Annotated in this window: 17 protein-coding genes; 15 read left to right on the forward strand and 2 right to left on the reverse strand. The window is 63.4% G+C overall.

Annotation, left to right across the window (positions count from 1 at the left end; translation table 11 throughout):
* Window positions 1-5: 5 nt before the first annotated feature.
* Window positions 6-398, forward strand: a complete 393-nt coding sequence (locus HX855_RS22655) for a hypothetical protein (protein ID WP_177087613.1) — start codon at window positions 6-8, stop codon at window positions 396-398.
* A gap of 147 nt (window positions 399-545) precedes the next feature.
* On the opposite strand, the gene HX855_RS22660 is transcribed toward HX855_RS22655, so the two are convergent.
* Window positions 546-1,748, reverse strand: a complete 1,203-nt coding sequence (locus HX855_RS22660) for an MFS transporter (RefSeq protein WP_177087672.1) — start codon at window positions 1,746-1,748, stop codon at window positions 546-548.
* 136 nt (window positions 1,749-1,884) lie between these two features.
* Between HX855_RS22660 and HX855_RS22665 the strand changes: the two genes are divergently transcribed.
* Window positions 1,885-2,781, forward strand: a complete 897-nt coding sequence (locus HX855_RS22665; RefSeq protein WP_177087610.1) for a LysR family transcriptional regulator — start codon at window positions 1,885-1,887, stop codon at window positions 2,779-2,781.
* Between the two features lie 158 nt (window positions 2,782-2,939).
* Here the strand turns inward: HX855_RS22665 and HX855_RS22670 are convergent, their stop codons facing one another.
* Window positions 2,940-3,275: a DUF6124 family protein gene (locus tag HX855_RS22670; protein WP_177087608.1), complete on the reverse strand. Its 336-nt coding sequence runs from the start codon at window positions 3,273-3,275 to the stop codon at window positions 2,940-2,942.
* A 934-nt stretch (window positions 3,276-4,209) separates the two neighbouring features.
* On the opposite strand from HX855_RS22670, the gene phnC reads away from it, so the two are divergent.
* From phnC to phnP, 13 genes are all read left to right on the forward strand, one after another.
* Entirely contained in the window at window positions 4,210-5,043 is an 834-nt protein-coding gene (gene phnC, locus HX855_RS22675; RefSeq protein ID WP_177087606.1) for a phosphonate ABC transporter ATP-binding protein, read from the forward strand.
* Between the two features lie 32 nt (window positions 5,044-5,075).
* The gene (gene phnD / locus HX855_RS22680) at window positions 5,076-6,077 is read left to right on the forward strand and encodes a phosphonate ABC transporter substrate-binding protein (RefSeq protein WP_177087604.1); all 1,002 of its coding nucleotides are present in this window, start codon (window positions 5,076-5,078) and stop codon (window positions 6,075-6,077) included.
* Between the two features lie 133 nt (window positions 6,078-6,210).
* Window positions 6,211-6,993 (forward strand): phosphonate ABC transporter, permease protein PhnE, encoded by a 783-nt coding sequence (phnE, locus tag HX855_RS22685; protein ID WP_010166166.1) that lies wholly within the window; start codon window positions 6,211-6,213, stop codon window positions 6,991-6,993.
* A gap of 36 nt (window positions 6,994-7,029) precedes the next feature.
* Window positions 7,030-7,734: a phosphonate metabolism transcriptional regulator PhnF gene (gene phnF, locus HX855_RS22690; RefSeq protein WP_177087602.1), complete on the forward strand. Its 705-nt coding sequence runs from the start codon at window positions 7,030-7,032 to the stop codon at window positions 7,732-7,734.
* A gap of 11 nt (window positions 7,735-7,745) precedes the next feature.
* Window positions 7,746-8,183 (forward strand): phosphonate C-P lyase system protein PhnG, encoded by a 438-nt coding sequence (phnG, locus tag HX855_RS22695; RefSeq protein ID WP_032881727.1) that lies wholly within the window; start codon window positions 7,746-7,748, stop codon window positions 8,181-8,183.
* A complete protein-coding gene (gene phnH / locus HX855_RS22700; protein WP_177087599.1) occupies window positions 8,183-8,773 on the forward strand; it encodes a phosphonate C-P lyase system protein PhnH in 591 nt (196 codons plus the stop codon). Before phnG ends, phnH begins: the two co-directional genes overlap by 1 nt.
* Window positions 8,773-9,849 carry a carbon-phosphorus lyase complex subunit PhnI gene (locus HX855_RS22705; RefSeq protein WP_177087597.1) on the forward strand — a complete coding sequence of 359 codons (1,077 nt, stop codon included), beginning with the start codon at window positions 8,773-8,775 and terminating at the stop codon, window positions 9,847-9,849. The genes phnH and HX855_RS22705 overlap by 1 nt, the downstream gene beginning before the upstream one ends.
* Window positions 9,842-10,708 (forward strand): alpha-D-ribose 1-methylphosphonate 5-phosphate C-P-lyase PhnJ, encoded by an 867-nt coding sequence (locus HX855_RS22710; protein ID WP_177087595.1) that lies wholly within the window; start codon window positions 9,842-9,844, stop codon window positions 10,706-10,708. The genes HX855_RS22705 and HX855_RS22710 overlap by 8 nt, the downstream gene beginning before the upstream one ends.
* Window positions 10,705-11,517 (forward strand): phosphonate C-P lyase system protein PhnK, encoded by an 813-nt coding sequence (gene phnK / locus HX855_RS22715; protein ID WP_177087593.1) that lies wholly within the window; start codon window positions 10,705-10,707, stop codon window positions 11,515-11,517. The genes HX855_RS22710 and phnK overlap by 4 nt, the downstream gene beginning before the upstream one ends.
* Window positions 11,517-12,236 carry a phosphonate C-P lyase system protein PhnL gene (gene phnL / locus HX855_RS22720; RefSeq protein ID WP_053255202.1) on the forward strand — a complete coding sequence of 240 codons (720 nt, stop codon included), beginning with the start codon at window positions 11,517-11,519 and terminating at the stop codon, window positions 12,234-12,236. Before phnK ends, phnL begins: the two co-directional genes overlap by 1 nt.
* Window positions 12,226-13,374 carry an alpha-D-ribose 1-methylphosphonate 5-triphosphate diphosphatase gene (locus HX855_RS22725; protein ID WP_177087591.1) on the forward strand — a complete coding sequence of 383 codons (1,149 nt, stop codon included), beginning with the start codon at window positions 12,226-12,228 and terminating at the stop codon, window positions 13,372-13,374. Before phnL ends, HX855_RS22725 begins: the two co-directional genes overlap by 11 nt.
* Window positions 13,374-13,937 carry a phosphonate metabolism protein/1,5-bisphosphokinase (PRPP-forming) PhnN gene (phnN, locus tag HX855_RS22730; protein WP_177087589.1) on the forward strand — a complete coding sequence of 188 codons (564 nt, stop codon included), beginning with the start codon at window positions 13,374-13,376 and terminating at the stop codon, window positions 13,935-13,937. Before HX855_RS22725 ends, phnN begins: the two co-directional genes overlap by 1 nt.
* A complete protein-coding gene (gene phnP, locus HX855_RS22735) occupies window positions 13,928-14,677 on the forward strand; it encodes a phosphonate metabolism protein PhnP (RefSeq protein WP_177087587.1) in 750 nt (249 codons plus the stop codon). Before phnN ends, phnP begins: the two co-directional genes overlap by 10 nt.
* The last annotated feature ends 63 nt before the right edge of the window (window positions 14,678-14,740 follow it).

The following is a 14,740-nucleotide window of genomic DNA, read 5'->3' on the forward strand; positions in this document are numbered from 1 at the left end:
TGCCCATGACCGCCATCGCACGTATCACCCTGCTCAGCCTGGTCTTGGGGCTGAGTGCTTGTGCGGTCCATCGGCCACCGTCGCCTACCGGGCCGACCATCCCGCCCACCGGGCCGTCGACCCAGCCGAGCACCCAGCCTTCCGGCCCGGTGATCAAACCGTCGAAGCCGGTGCCGAGCTCTTCGCCAACCTTTGCACCGCCGCCAGGTGCTGCCAGCCACTGGGACGGGAAGATGCAGGTGTATGTGCTGGACGAGCAGCCGGATACGTTCTATCGGCAGCGCACGTACTACCGCTGGAGCAACGGCTGGAGCCGGTCCATCAGCCCGAACGGGCCTTGGGAAGAGACCGACATCCATGGCGTGCCGCCGGGGTTGAGCAAGCAATACGCGCAATAAGAAAAGGCGACCTTCGGGTCGCCTTTTTCATGAGCATGAAATGCAATCAACTGTGGGAGCTGGCTTGCCTGCGATAGCGGTGTATCAGGTTATGAAGTGGTTGCTGACACACCGCCATCGCGGGCAAGCCCGGCTCCCACAGGATTTCTATTGTTTTTGATATTCGGCCTGGCCTGCGCCACTGATCCAGTGGATCACCCCCGCAATCACCCCCAGCATCACCCCAAACTCCACAATCCCCATCCAGCCCAACCGCGTCATCAACCAGCCGCTGACCGTGGCCCCCACCGCACCGCCAAAAAACGTCGCCGTCATGTACAAACTATTGATGCGGCCCTGGGCTTTCGGGTCCACTGCAAAAGCCCGCGTCTGATTCGACACCAACCCCGACTGCACGCCGATATCCAGCACGATCACCCCGAGCACCAGCCAGATAATCGAAGTTTGCGCGCCTGCCAGCAGCAGGAACGCCAAGGTCACAATCCCGATACTCGCCCCAATCACCTTGCGTGAGCCCAGCCGGTCAGACGCCCGTCCACCGAGGGATGCCGCCAGCGCGCCCGCCGCACCGATAATCCCGAAACCACCGGCCCACGCGCTGCCCAGCTGCCACGGCCCATGGGCCAGCAACGCCGCCAGGTTCACCCAGAATGCATTGAAGCAAGCCCACAACAACGCCTGCACCATCATCGACTGGCGGATCGGGCTGTTGTCGCGCATCAGCGGCCACAGCGAGGCCAGCAGGCGAGGGTAGGACAGGTGGGTGCTCGGCACGCCCTGTGGCAGCAACTTGGCGGCGCCGATCCACACCGGAATCATGAAGGCCGCTTCCATCGCGTACACCGCCCGCCAGCCATAAGCCTCACCGACCACGCCGGCGATCGTGCGCCCGAGCAGGATGCCGACCATGATCCCGCTGACCACCGTGCCCACATTGCGCCCGCGTTCGTGGGGCTGCGACATCACGGCCGCGAACGGCACCAGTTGCTGCGGCACACAGCTCACAATGCCCAAGCCAAAAGACGCCGCGATCAGCGCCCAGATGCCCGGTGAAAACGCCGCCGCCAGGGCGAAACAGAACGCCAGGGCGATCTGCCCCAGCACCAGCTTGCGGCGGTCAAAACGGTCGCCCATCGGCAGCAGCAACGCCAGCCCGGTAGCAAAACCCAGCAGGGCGGAACCGGCCACCAGATCCACGGTGGTCACGTCCACGCCCATGTCCGAAGCAATCAGTGGAAGGATCGGCTGGGTGCAGTAAATATTGGTGATCACCGCGCCGGCGATCACCGCCATCATGATGATCTTGCCGCGCGGCGCGACCGCAGGTGCTGTGGAAGGTTGGGATGTCATCGGCAGGCCACTCACGGCGTTCTCCTTCAATGCAGGTCTCCGGGGGCGGAGATGAGTGGCCAACGTTACGCACTCGCGCTTGGCTGGATAATCCCCTAGGATTTGGAATCATCCTTCCAGAATTTGATAGGTTGCCATGAACCGCCTTGAATCCATGTCCATCTTCGTTGCCGTGGTTGATGCGGGCAGCCTGACCGCTGCGGCGCGGCGCCTCGACATGCCGCTGGCCAGCGTCAGCCGCAAGGTGTCCGAACTGGAAACGCACCTGAAAACCCGCCTGCTGCACCGCACCACGCGTCAGTTGTCGCTGACCGATGCGGGCGCCTCCTACCTTGACGCGTGCCGGCGGATTCTTGAAGACATCAGCGAGGCCGAGCGTGCGGCCACTGGCGAATATTCCCAGCCACGGGGCGAACTGGTCGTCACCGCGCCTGTGGTATTCGGACGGCTGCACCTCGTGCCCGTGGTGGCGGAATTTCTGGCGCAGTACCCGGAGATCGATATCAACCTGATCCTCACCGACCGGGTTGTGCACCTGATGGAAGAACACTGCGACGTGGCGGTGCGGATTGGCGAGTTGCCCGACAGCTCGCTCAAGGCCATGCAAGTGGGCGCGGTGCGGCGCGTGGTGTGTGCCAGTCCGGCGTACCTGGCCGCTCGCGGTGTACCAGTCGAACCCCAGGACTTGGCGGGACATGACTGCATCACCTTCGAAGTGCTGGCATCCCAAGGGGCATGGGGATTTGGCGCGGGTAAAACCGGGGTCTCGGTGCCGGTGCATTCGCGGTTGTCGGTGAACACCGCAGAAGCGGCGATTGCGGCGGCGACGCTGGGGGTTGGGGTGATTCGAGTGCTGTCGTATCAAGTGGCGGATGCGGTGCGGGAAGAGGCACTGGCGGTGGTGCTTGAAGCGTTCGAGTCGGCGCCGCTGCCCATTAGCCTGGTGCACAAAGGGCAGTCGCCGTTGCCGCTGAAGCTGCGGGCGTTTCTGGATTTTGTAATGCCGCGATTGCGCGCCCGCATTGCTCAATGACACCGGGCAGTTTGAACCTGATGAAAATCAAAATGTGGGAGCTGGCTTGCCTGCGATAGCGGTGTATCAGTCACCTGAGATGTTGGCTATGAGTCAGTCATCGCAGGCAAGCCAGCTCCCACACTAGATCGGCTTTGTCTGTTGGATTTCGGTTTCGATCAGGCCACCGGGCACTCCCGATTCAGCGCCTCATCGACCAATAACTGCGCCATCTCCACCAATTGCACCACTGCCAACACTTGCTTGCGGCTGGCCCCATCAAGATGCTCGGCACAGTCATAGGCGCTGACAGCCGCCGACTCAAGAATCTCGCTGGCATTGCACAACGCGACTTCAGTGCTGAGACCCGCACGTACGGCGAAGAGTTTGTCGGAGGGCGGGGGCGAAACGGCAGGTTCTGAATTCAGGTCGTAGTGCTTGAATGCGCGCTGGGCAGCGTCGTGGAATTTCTGGTCGTTCAAGTAATACGGTGGGTTGGGCGTGACTTTTTTCATACGGTTGCTCCTGGAGTAAAGGGAGCCGCCACAATCACTTCCATATGATGGGTGGCGACTGTACGCAGGTGTGGAAGACCGGACTCCAGGACCCCGGCGCACCCGAAAGTGCCCCGCGCACAGCCGCCATAACACATAAATAGCGGACATGAAAAAAGCGCCCGCTAAAGGCTATGGGCGCTTATACGCCTGGAGAGTTCGGGCTTCCACACCCGTTCGCTGATTTTGCAGCGACCCGCGAAGGTTAGCGGTGAGATGGGCCGCAAGCAACCCTAAATGACAATCGGTTTTGAGTGTTTTTCAGGAGTGGCATGCTGTGCACGGGGTGGTAGGCCGGTCATAGAAAACCGGCAGGGCCAAGGCCCTCCCGTGCACAGCGCACCAGAAAACGAACGCTATAAATGACTGCAAGGTCACCTCGACTGTTAGTCGAGAAAGTTTTAGCAAAAGTTGCGTAGAGGATGGGTGGTGAGCTGTACACAGGTTGGTCGACCGGGGAATGGAAACCCAGTAGGGGCACGCCCTCCTGTGTACAACTCGGTCGACATAATGGGGAAGAGTTCAATGACTAGCCGTAGGGAAAGTCTTGTTCAGAGCATGTCAGAACCGAGCTTTTCAACATTTTCAATGCCGGGCGAAGACCTTGTGGCGAGGGAGCTTGCTCCCGCTGGACTGCGCAGCAGGCCCAAGTCAACCACCTCAGCACATCCGACAGACCGTGTCACCCGGGTTTGGGGCCGCTGCGCAGCCCAGCGGGAGCAAGCTCCCTCGCCACAGGTTAGGTATTCAGCGCCAGCTCCAACCTTTCATCAAACCTTCATCAAACGGTTTTACTCCGGACATGTGCAAGTCATAGGGCTGACACAGCCCGCGCCTACTGTCGTTTGAACTCAAACGCAGCCACGGACGGCTGTTCAACCAGACAGAGAAGCCCATGACTCCAGCTATCCATGTCGATCATCTGAACAAGACCTTTGCGAAGAAGTCCGCACTGGTCGACCTCGAACTCACCGTGGCCACCGGTGAGATGGTCGCGCTGATTGGCGCTTCCGGCTCCGGCAAGTCCACCTTGCTGCGCCACCTGGCGGGCCTGGCCTGTTGCGACAAGAGCAACGGCGGCAGCGTCAAGGTGCTGGGCCGGGAAGTGCAGGCCAGCGGCCGGTTGAATGGCAAGGTGCGGCGCTTGCGCTCCGACATCGGCTATATCTTCCAGCAGTTCAACCTGGTCAATCGCCTGAGTGTGCTCGACAACGTGCTGCTCGGTTGCCTGGGCCGCATGCCGCGCTGGCGCGGCAACCTCGGTTTGTTCAATGCCGAGGAAAAACAGTTCGCCATGGAATCCCTGGCCCGCGTCGGCCTGGCCGACCTCGCCGCACAGCGCGCCTCCACCTTGTCCGGCGGCCAGCAGCAACGCGTGGCGATCGCCCGGGCGCTGACCCAGCGCGCCGAAGTGATCCTGGCCGACGAACCCATCGCTTCGCTGGACCCGGAGTCGGCGCGCAAGGTCATGGAGATCCTCGCCGACATCAACGGCCGCGACGGCAAGACCGTGGTGGTCACCCTGCACCAGGTGGATTACGCCATGCGTTATTGCCCCCGAGCTGTAGCGCTCAAGGGTGGGCGGATTCATTTCGATGGCAACGCCAGCGAGTTGAGCAGCCAGTTCCTCAATGATTTGTACGGTGCTGATGTCGACACCAGCCTGATGTTTTCCGACCAGACCCGCACAACCGTCGCCCCCGCACGGTTGGCCCTGGCCCGCGCTTGAAACCTTACTAACGACCCACAGGAATCCTCTCCATGTTGAACCGTATCGGTCATGTGTTTCTGTCCGCCGTGCTGTTAGCCAGCGTGGCCATGGGCAATGCCCAGGCCGCCGACAAGGCGATCAATTTCGGCATCATGTCCACCGAGTCTTCGCAGAACCTCAAGAGCGTCTGGCAGCCCTTTTTGGATGACATGCAGAAGAAAACCGGCCTCACCGTCAACGCGACGTTCGCCTCCGACTACGCCGGGCTGATCCAGGGCATGCGCTTCAACAAGGTTGACGTGGCCTGGCTGGGCAACAAGGCCGCGATGGAAGCGGTGGACCGTTCCAACGGCGAAATCTTCGCCCAGACCGCCGCCGCCAACGGTGCGGCCGGTTACTGGAGTGTGCTGATCGTGCGCAAGGACAGCCCGATCAACAACGTCGATGACATGCTCAAGAACGCCAAGAACCTGACCTTCGGCAACGGCGACCCGAACTCCACCTCGGGCTACCTGGTACCCGGCTACTACGTGTTCGCCAAGAACCACGTCGACGCCGCCACCGCCTTCAAACGCACCCTCAACTCCAGCCATGAAGTCAACGCACTGAGCGTGGCCAAAGGGCAGTTGGACGTCGCCACCTTCAACACTGAAAGCTGGGACCGCCTGGAAGTCACCCAGCCGGACAAGGCCGCCATGCTCAAAGTGATCTGGAAATCGCCGCTGATCCCTGCCGACCCGATGGTGTGGAGCAAGGCCCTGACCGACAGCGAGAAAACCAAGATCCGCGATTTCTTCGCCCACTACGGTGACACCGACGAAGAGAAGGCCGTGCTGAAGAACATGCAACTGGGCAAGTTCCTCAAGTCCAGCGACGACCAACTGTTGCCGATCCGCCAGTTGGAGCTGTTCAAGCAGCGCACCACCATCAGCGCCGACGACCACCTGGAAGCCGCCGACAAGACCAAGAAGCTCGCCGACATCGACGCCGACCTCGCCAAGCTGCAAGAGCGCATCACCGAGCTGGACAAAAAGACTGCGGCCAACGGCTAACGCCAGGCGACTGTGGAACCTGTAGGAGCGAGCTTGCTCGCGAAAAACCCAAGAGCACCGCGTTTCTACAGGCTCCCCGCGTCATCGTTAACGACCTTCGCGAGCAAGCTCGCTCCTACATTGAGAGGGATTCATGACCACTCTGCATGCTGAAGCCGTAGGCAAAAGGACTTGGCCGCAATACCTGGGCTGGGGCCTGTTCCTGGTCCTGCTGGCCTGGGCCTGGCACGGCGCCGAAATGAACCCGCTGGCGCTGTACCGCGACTCCGGAAACATGGCGACCTTCGCCGCCGACTTCTTCCCGCCGGACTTCCACGAATGGCGCTCCTACCTCAAGGAGATGATCGTCACCGTGCAGATCGCCCTCTGGGGCACGGTGCTGGCGATTGTCTGCTCGGTGCCGCTGGGCATTCTGTGCGCCGAGAACATCACGCCCTGGTGGATTCACCAGCCGTTGCGCCGAGTGATGGATGCGTTCCGGTCGATCAACGAAATGGTCTTCGCGATGTTGTTCGTGGTCGCGGTCGGCCTCGGTCCTTTTGCCGGTGTCCTGGCCTTGTGGATCAGCACCACCGGCGTCCTCGCCAAGCTGTTTGCCGAAGCCGTCGAAGCCATCGACCCCGGCCCCGTTGAAGGCGTCCGAGCCACCGGCGCCAGTGCCCTGCAAGAGGTGATCTACGGCGTGATCCCGCAAGTGATGCCGCTGTGGGTGTCCTACGCGCTCTACCGATTCGAGGCCAACGTGCGTTCGGCGACGGTGGTGGGGATGGTCGGTGCCGGCGGGATCGGCGTGATCCTGTGGGAGAACATCCGCGCCTTTCAGTTCGTGCAGACCTGCGCGGTGCTGCTGGTGATCATCGTGGTGGTGAGCTGTATCGACGTGCTGTCCCAACGCCTGCGCAAGCAGTTCATCTGACGACGGAGGGGTGCCCCTGGGCGCTTTTTTTTAAGCATGCAGTTGTCTAGACAAGATGAGCCGGTGTACCGCGAACTGGCCGATATCCTGCGCCGCGAACTGAGCAGCTACCAGGCCGGCGACTTCCTGCCGGGCGAGGTGCAGTTGGCCGAACGCTTCGGCGTCAACCGCCACACCCTGCGCCGCGCCATCGACGAGTTGGTGTTCGAAGGCAGCCTGTTGCGCCGCCAGGGCAAGGGCACCCAGGTGCTGGACCGCCCGTTGATTTACCCGATGGGCGCCGAGACCTCTTACAGCCAGTCGTTGTCGGCCCAGGGTGTGGGCGTGGAAGCGATGCTGCTCAAGCGCCGTTACTGCTTCGCCAGCCGCGAGGAGGCGCAGCAACTGGGCATCGCCGAGATGGCGCCGATGATCGAGCTGCAAACCCTGCGCAAGCTCGACCACCACCCCGTCAGCCTGATCCGCCATCGCTACTGCGCCAGCCATGCGCCGCTGCTGGCGGACTACAACGGCGGCTCGCTGCGCCAGTACCTGCGTGAGCGCGACCTGCCGCTGACCCGCACCCAAAGCCTGATCGGCGCGCGGTTGCCCAACCGCGACGAAGCCGCGCTGCTGATGATGCCCCGGCACTTGCCAGCGCTCACCGTCTTTACCCTTTCCCGCGATCGCGACGGCCGCCCGGTGGAGCTGGCGCAGTCCACCAGCCGTTCGGATCGCTTCCAGTACCAAGTGGTGACCTGATGGAGACCCTGATGAACCTGTCCCCGCGTCAACACTGGATCGGCGTGCTCGCCCGCGCCTTTCGCAGTGAATTGCTGCCCCATGAAGACGCCCTGCGCGACGTGGATTACCAACTGATCCGAGCCCCGGAAATCGGCATGACCCTGGTGCGTGGCCGCATGGGCGGCAATGGCGCGCCGTTCAACGTTGGCGAAATGAGCGTGACCCGTTGCGTGGTGCGCCTGGCCGACGGCCGCACCGGCTACAGCTATCTGGCCGGGCGCGACAAGGTCCACGCCGAACTGGCGGCCTTGGCGGATGCGCATTTGCAGGGCGCGCACCCGAGTCTCTGGCTCAGCGATCTGATCCGCTCACTGGCCAACGCGCAGGCCGAACGCCGGGCGCAAAAAGAGGCCGACACCGCCGCCACCAAGGTCGAGTTTTTCACCCTGGTTCGAGGAGAAAACTGATGAATGCCCAACGCTTGCAACCGGCGTTTGTAGACCCGGTGCTGGACGCCCAGCGCGGTTTTCGCGGGGCCCTCAAGGCCCTCGCCGAGCCCGGATTGATCCAGTCCTTGCCCGCTGCCCCCAGCCTTGAAGGCCTGGCACCGGCCACGTATGCGCTGTGCCTGGCGTTGCTGGATACGGACACGCCGCTGTGGCTGGCGCCGAGTTTCGACACGCCGCTGATTCGCGCCAACCTGGCGTTCCATTGCGGCTGCCCGCTGACCCCGCGCCGGGAAGAGGCCGCGTTCGCCTTGCTCGGTGAACAGGACCTGCTCGACCTCAGCGGCTTCGACCACGGCAACGATCGCTACCCCGATCAGTCCTGCACGTTGCTGGTTCAGTTGACCGACCTGGAAGCCGGTCGTGCCTTGAACTGGCACGGCCCGGGGATCAAGACCCAGCGTCAGGTCAACCTGCCGGTGCCCCAGGCCTTCTGGCTGGAGCGCCAGCGCCGCGAGACGTTTCCCCGTGGCCTGGACGTCTTGTTCGCCGCCGGCCATCACCTGATTGGCCTGCCCCGCAGTACCCGAATTGCACAGGAGCGTGCCTGATGTACGTAGCCGTCAAGGGTGGCGAACAGGCCATCGACAATGCCCACCGCCTGCTGGCGAAAAAACGCCGGGGCGATACGTCTATTCCTGAGCTGAGCGTGGAGCAGATCCGCGAGCAACTGCCGCTGGCGGTCGCCCGGGTGATGAGCGAGGGCTCTCTGTACGACACCGAACTGGCCGCGCTGGCGATCAAGCAAGCGGCGGGGGACCTGGTGGAAGCGATCTTCCTGCTGCGCGCCTACCGCACCACGTTGCCGCGCTTCAGCCCGAGCCTGCCGATCGATACCGCGCAGATGTCCCTGAGCCGGCGTTTGTCGGCCACGTTCAAGGACGTGCCGGGCGGGCAACTGCTGGGCCCGACCTTCGACTACACCCATCGTCTGCTGGACTTTGCACTGCTGGCCGAAGGTGAATACCCGGGCCCGCACACCACGCCGGACGCGACCCTCGAACCGTGTCCCCGGGTGCTCGGCTTGCTGGCCAAGGAAGGCCTGATCAAGAACGAATCCGACGACACCGGCAGCGTCGCCGACATCACCCGCGACCCCCTGGAATACCCGGCCAACCGTGCCCAGCGCCTGCAAGCCCTGGCCCGTGGCGATGAAGGTTTCCTGTTGGCCCTGGGGTATTCGACCCAACGCGGTTACGGCCGCAACCACCCGTTTGCCGGCGAGATTCGTATCGGTGAGGTGGAGGTGTGGATCGACCCCGAGGAGCTGGGTTTCCCGGTCTGCCTGGGCAGCATCGAAGTCACCGAGTGCGAGATGGTCAACCAGTTCGTCGGTTCGGCCACCGAGCTGGCGCAGTTCACTCGCGGCTACGGCCTGGCGTTCGGGCATGCCGAGCGCAAGGCCATGGGCATGGCCCTGGTGGACCGCTCGCTACGTGCCAACGAGTTCAACGAAGAGATCGTCTCGCCGGCCCAGCAGGAAGAATTCGTGCTGTCTCACTGCGACAACGTCGAGGCGGCGGGCTTCGTGTCCCACCTCAAATTGCCTCACTACGTGGACTTCCAGTCCGAGCTGGAACTGATCCGCAAACTGCGCCAACCGGCCGAGGGCACCCGCCATGAATGACCTGACTCAAACGCCTGCGCGTGACCCGGCGTACAACTTCGCCTACCTCGACGAGCAGACCAAACGCATGATCCGCCGCGCCTTGCTCAAGGCCGTGGCGATCCCGGGTTACCAGGTGCCGTTTGGTGGCCGCGAGATGCCGCTGCCTTACGGCTGGGGCACCGGCGGCATGCAACTGACCGCCGCGATCCTGGGGGCCGAGGACGTGCTCAAGGTCATCGACCAGGGCGCCGACGACACCACCAACGCCGTGTCGATCCGCCGGTTTTTCGCGCGCACTGCCGGGGTTGCCACCACCGAAAGCACCCCGGACGCCACGGTGATCCAGACCCGCCACCGCATCCCGGAGACCCCGTTGCAGGCCGACCAGATCATGGTTTACCAGGTGCCGATCCCGGAGCCGCTGCGCTTTATCGAACCTTCGGAAACCGAGACCCGCACCATGCACGCCCTGAATGATTACGGGGTGATGCACGTAAAACTCTACGAAGACATCGCCACCTTCGGCCATATCGCCACCAGCTACGCCTACCCGGTGATGGTGGACGAGCGCTACGTGATGGACCCGTCGCCGATCCCGAAATTCGACAACCCGAAACTCGACATGAGCCCGGCGCTGATGCTGTTCGGCGCCGGTCGCGAAAAGCGCCTGTACGCCGTGCCGCCGTATACCCAGGTCACCAGCCTGGACTTTGAAGACCACCCGTTCGAAGTGCAGAAGTGGGAACACAGCTGCGCCATCTGCGGCAGCCATGAATCGTTTCTCGATGAGCTGATTCTGGATGATGCCGGCACCCAGAGTTTTGTGTGTTCCGACACCTGGTACTGCGCCCAACGGGTGAAGGAGAGTCACCAATGATCCAGGCCCTGATGAAACAACAACCGGTGAGCGTGCCCGCCGAACCCTTGTTGCAAGTGCGTGACCTGTCGCTGCTGTACGGCCCGGAGAAGGGCTGCCAGGGCGTGAGCTTCGACCTGTACCCCGGCGAAGTGCTGGGAATTGTCGGCGAGTCGGGCTCGGGCAAATCCACCTTGCTCTCGTTGCTCAGCGGGCGTTTGCCGCCGCAGGCCGGGAACATCGGTTATCGCGGCAAGGACGGCGAATGGCTGGATCTGTACAGCGCCAGCGAAGCTGAACGCCGCACCTTGCTGCGCACCGAGTGGGGCTTTGTCGAACAAAACCCACGGGACGGTTTGCGCATGGGCGTCTCGGCCGGCGCCAACATCGGCGAGCGCCTGATGGCCCAGGGCGTGCGCAATTATGAGCAACTGCGTGGCGCCGGGATCGACTGGCTGGGCCAGGTGGAAATCGACCCGCAACGCATCGACGACCTGCCACGCACCTTCTCCGGCGGCATGCAACAGCGCCTGCAGATCGCCCGCAACCTCGTCTCCAGCCCGCGCCTGGTGTTTATGGACGAGCCCACCGGCGGCCTGGACGTGTCGGTGCAAGCGCGCCTGCTCGACCTGTTGCGTGGCCTGGTGCGCGAGCTGGATTTGGCCGTAGTGATTGTGACCCACGACCTCGCTGTGGCGCGCCTGCTGGCCGACCGCCTGATGGTGATGCGTCGGTCCCGCGTGGTGGAAACCGGGCTGACGGACCAGATCCTCGACGATCCACAGCACCCTTACTCTCAACTGCTGGTGTCTTCGGTATTGCAGCCATGATGAATGCCTTGATCGAGGTCCGTGACCTCTCGAAAACCTTCACCTTGCACCAGCAGCACGGCGTGGTGCTGAACGTGTTGCGCGGGGTGGAGTTCAGCGTGAAAGGCGGTGAGTGCCTGGTGCTGCACGGCCAGTCCGGCGCCGGTAAAAGCACCTTGCTGCGCACCTTGTATGGCAATTACCTGCCGGCGGGCGGCAGCATCCGCGTGCAGCACCTCGGCGAGTGGCTGGAACTGGTCGGTGCCGAGCCCCGTGAAGTGTTGCAAGTGCGCCAACAGACCCTCGGCTATGTCAGCCAGTTTCTGCGGGTGATCCCGCGTGTGGCTTGCCTGGACGTGGTGATGGAGCCGGCCCTGGCGCGGGGCTGGTCCAGGGACCTGGCACGCTCCCGTGCCGAACTCTTGCTCAGCCGCCTGAACATTCCCCAGCGCCTGTGGCAGCTGGCGCCCGGCACGTTCTCCGGTGGCGAGCAACAGCGGGTCAACATCGCCCGGGGCTTCATGGTGGCCTGGCCGGTGATGTTGCTGGACGAACCCACCGCGTCCCTCGACGACAGCAACCGCCAGGTGGTGCTGGAACTGATGAACGAAGCCAAGGCCGCCGGCGCTGCCTTGATCGGCATCTTCCACGACCGTGCCGCCCGCGAAGCGGTGGCCGACCGCCATTTCGACATGACCCCCGCGCCTGTTGCCCAAGAGGAATACGCCCATGCCCGCTGAACAGATCCTCAGTAATGCCCAGGTTGTCACCGCTGATCGTGTGTTTCTGGGGTCAGTGGTGCTGCGTGACGGGCTGATCGTCGACATCGCCGAAGGCCGCAGCCAATTGCCCCAGGCCCAGGACCTGGGCGGAGATTGCCTGCTGCCGGGCCTGGTGGAATTGCACACCGACAACCTGGAAAAACACATGACCCCACGCCCCGGCGTGGACTGGCCGTCCACCTCGGCGGTGCTCAGCCATGATGCGCAGATCATCGCGGCCGGCATCACCACGGTGTTCGATGCGGTGTCCATCGGCGATGTGAACCCCAAGGGCAACCGCATGAAAAAACTGCCGGCGATGCTCGATGCCATCGCCGCGGCAGAAAGCGCCGGCCTGACCCGCGCCGAACACCACCTGCACCTGCGCTGCGAGCTGTGCCACCCGGACACGTTGAGCGTGTTCCGCGACCTGGTGGAAAACCCGCTGGTGCGCCTGGTGTCGGTGATGGACCATTCGCCGGGCCAGCGCCAGTTCGTGCTCGAATCCAAGTACCGTGAGTACTACATGGGCAAGTACCACTTGAACGACGAGACCATGGACGCGTTCGTCGTGCTGCAAATGGCCAATTCGAAGGCATACAGCGACCGTTATCGTGCGGCGATCGTCGAGCATTGCCTGGAGCGCGGGCTGTCGGTGGCCAGCCATGACGATGCAACCCTGGCTCACGTCGAGGAGTCGGCGCGCTACGGCATGACCATCGCGGAGTTTCCCACGACCCTGGAAGCCGCGCGTGGTTGCCAGCAACTGAACATGAAAGTTCTGATGGGCGCGCCGAACGTGGTGCGTGGTGGGTCCCACTCGGGTAATGTGGCCGCCGCCGGCCTGGCTGCCGAGGGATTGCTGGATATACTTTCCAGTGACTACTACCCGGCCAGCCTGCTGCAGGCGGCGTTCGTGCTGGCCGATCAACAAGACGGCGGTGATCTTTCCCGGGCGGTCAAGATGATCAGCCTGGCGCCGGCACAAGCGGCGGGCCTGAACGATCGCGGCGAAATCGCCGTGGGCCTGCGGGCCGACCTGGTGCAAGCGAAAAAAAGCCGCGACGGACTGCCCGTGGTCCAACAAGTCTGGCGACAAGCGAAGAGGGTGTTTTGATGGCAGGCAGGTTGATCTATCTCATCGGACCCTCGGGTTCGGGCAAGGACAGCCTGCTGGATGCCGCACGCCCGCGATTGGCCGAGCGTGGCTGCCGCATTGTGCGGCGTGTCATCACCCGCTCGGCGGAAGCGGTGGGCGAAGCGGCGCAGGGTGTGAGCCCGGCGCAGTTTGCCGCGCTGGAGGCCGAGGGCGCGTTTGCCCTCAGCTGGCACGCCAACGGCTTGTCCTATGGCATTCCCCGGGAGATTGATGAGTGGCTGGCGGCGGGGCACGACGTGCTGGTCAACGGCTCCCGTGGCCATCTGGCGCAGACCCGGCTGCTTTACCCGAACCTGCTGGTGGTGTTGCTGACCGTGGATCAGGCGGTGTTGCGCCAGCGCTTGCTGGCGCGGGGTCGTGAATCCCTGGCGGACATTGATCAGCGGCTGGCGCGCAATGCGCGGTTCGCTGAAGGCTTGAGCACTGCACCGGACGTGTTCCTGCTCGACAACTCCGGCCAACTGGAACACACGGTCGAGCGCCTGCTGCGCTGCCTCGACGGGCAATCCGCATGCGCCTGACCTTGCTGGGCACCGGTGACGCGCGACAAGTCCCGGTGTATGGCTGCGAGTGCGCCGCCTGCGGTCTGGCCCGCAGCGACGAAAGCCTGCGGCGCCGCCCGTGCAGCGCGTTGATCGAGTGCGGCGACCAGCGCTGGTTGATCGACAGCGGCTTGCCCGACCTCACCGAACGCTTCCCGCCGCGCAGCTTCAACGGGATTTTCCAGACCCACTACCACGCCGATCATGCCCAGGGCTTGCTGCATTTGCGCTGGGGCCAGGGCCTGGTGATTCCGGTGCATGGGCCGGTGGACGCGCAAGGGTTGTCCGACCTGTACAAGCACCCTGGCATCCTGGATTTCAGCCAACCGTTTGCTGAGTTTGAAACCCGCCGGTTTGGCGAACTGAGCGTCACGGCGTTACCGCTGCTGCATTCCAAACCCACGTTGGGTTATCTGCTGGAAGGCGAAGGGCGACGCATCGCCTACCTCACCGACACCGTCGGCCTGCCTCCTGCTACCCGCGACTGGCTGCAACGCGAACCGCTGGACGTGCTGGTGCTCGACTGCTCCATGCCGCCCCAGCCGCAGGCGCCACGTAACCACAATGATTTGACGCTGGCGTTGCAGTGCATCGAGGAAGTCGGCGCCGAGTTGGGTGTGCTGACCCATGTAGGGCATACGCTGGATGCGTGGTTGATGCAGCATCGGCACGAGTTGCCGCGCAACGTCACCGTGGGCAGGGATGGCAGGGTGATTTAACCCAACTCTTGAACTCGCCGCAGATCCAATGTGGGAGCGGGCTTGCTCGTGAAGGCGGTGGAT

Source organism: Pseudomonas sp. IPO3778, from assembly GCF_013386825.1.
Classification (GTDB): domain Bacteria; phylum Pseudomonadota; class Gammaproteobacteria; order Pseudomonadales; family Pseudomonadaceae; genus Aquipseudomonas.

What these genes read in the sequence shown, in the direction of transcription:
- HX855_RS22655 (WP_177087613.1), top strand. Translation starts at nt 6, where the DNA reads ATGACCGCCATCGCACGTATCACCCTGCTCAGCCTGGTCTTGGGGCTG.
- phnH (WP_177087599.1), top strand. Translation starts at nt 8,183, where the DNA reads ATGAATGCCCAACGCTTGCAACCGGCGTTTGTAGACCCGGTGCTGGAC.
- HX855_RS22705 (WP_177087597.1), top strand. Translation starts at nt 8,773, where the DNA reads ATGTACGTAGCCGTCAAGGGTGGCGAACAGGCCATCGACAATGCCCAC.
- phnN (WP_177087589.1), top strand. Translation starts at nt 13,374, where the DNA reads ATGGCAGGCAGGTTGATCTATCTCATCGGACCCTCGGGTTCGGGCAAG.
- HX855_RS22660 (WP_177087672.1), bottom strand. Translation starts at nt 1,748, where the DNA reads ATGACATCCCAACCTTCCACAGCACCTGCGGTCGCGCCGCGCGGCAAG.
- phnG (WP_032881727.1), top strand. Translation starts at nt 7,746, where the DNA reads ATGAACCTGTCCCCGCGTCAACACTGGATCGGCGTGCTCGCCCGCGCC.
- phnE (WP_010166166.1), top strand. Translation starts at nt 6,211, where the DNA reads ATGACCACTCTGCATGCTGAAGCCGTAGGCAAAAGGACTTGGCCGCAA.
- phnF (WP_177087602.1), top strand. Translation starts at nt 7,030, where the DNA reads ATGCAGTTGTCTAGACAAGATGAGCCGGTGTACCGCGAACTGGCCGAT.
- phnC (WP_177087606.1), top strand. Translation starts at nt 4,210, where the DNA reads ATGACTCCAGCTATCCATGTCGATCATCTGAACAAGACCTTTGCGAAG.
- HX855_RS22710 (WP_177087595.1), top strand. Translation starts at nt 9,842, where the DNA reads ATGAATGACCTGACTCAAACGCCTGCGCGTGACCCGGCGTACAACTTC.
- phnK (WP_177087593.1), top strand. Translation starts at nt 10,705, where the DNA reads ATGATCCAGGCCCTGATGAAACAACAACCGGTGAGCGTGCCCGCCGAA.
- HX855_RS22725 (WP_177087591.1), top strand. Translation starts at nt 12,226, where the DNA reads ATGCCCGCTGAACAGATCCTCAGTAATGCCCAGGTTGTCACCGCTGAT.
- HX855_RS22665 (WP_177087610.1), top strand. Translation starts at nt 1,885, where the DNA reads ATGAACCGCCTTGAATCCATGTCCATCTTCGTTGCCGTGGTTGATGCG.
- phnL (WP_053255202.1), top strand. Translation starts at nt 11,517, where the DNA reads ATGAATGCCTTGATCGAGGTCCGTGACCTCTCGAAAACCTTCACCTTG.
- phnD (WP_177087604.1), top strand. Translation starts at nt 5,076, where the DNA reads ATGTTGAACCGTATCGGTCATGTGTTTCTGTCCGCCGTGCTGTTAGCC.
- HX855_RS22670 (WP_177087608.1), bottom strand. Translation starts at nt 3,275, where the DNA reads ATGAAAAAAGTCACGCCCAACCCACCGTATTACTTGAACGACCAGAAA.
- phnP (WP_177087587.1), top strand. Translation starts at nt 13,928, where the DNA reads ATGCGCCTGACCTTGCTGGGCACCGGTGACGCGCGACAAGTCCCGGTG.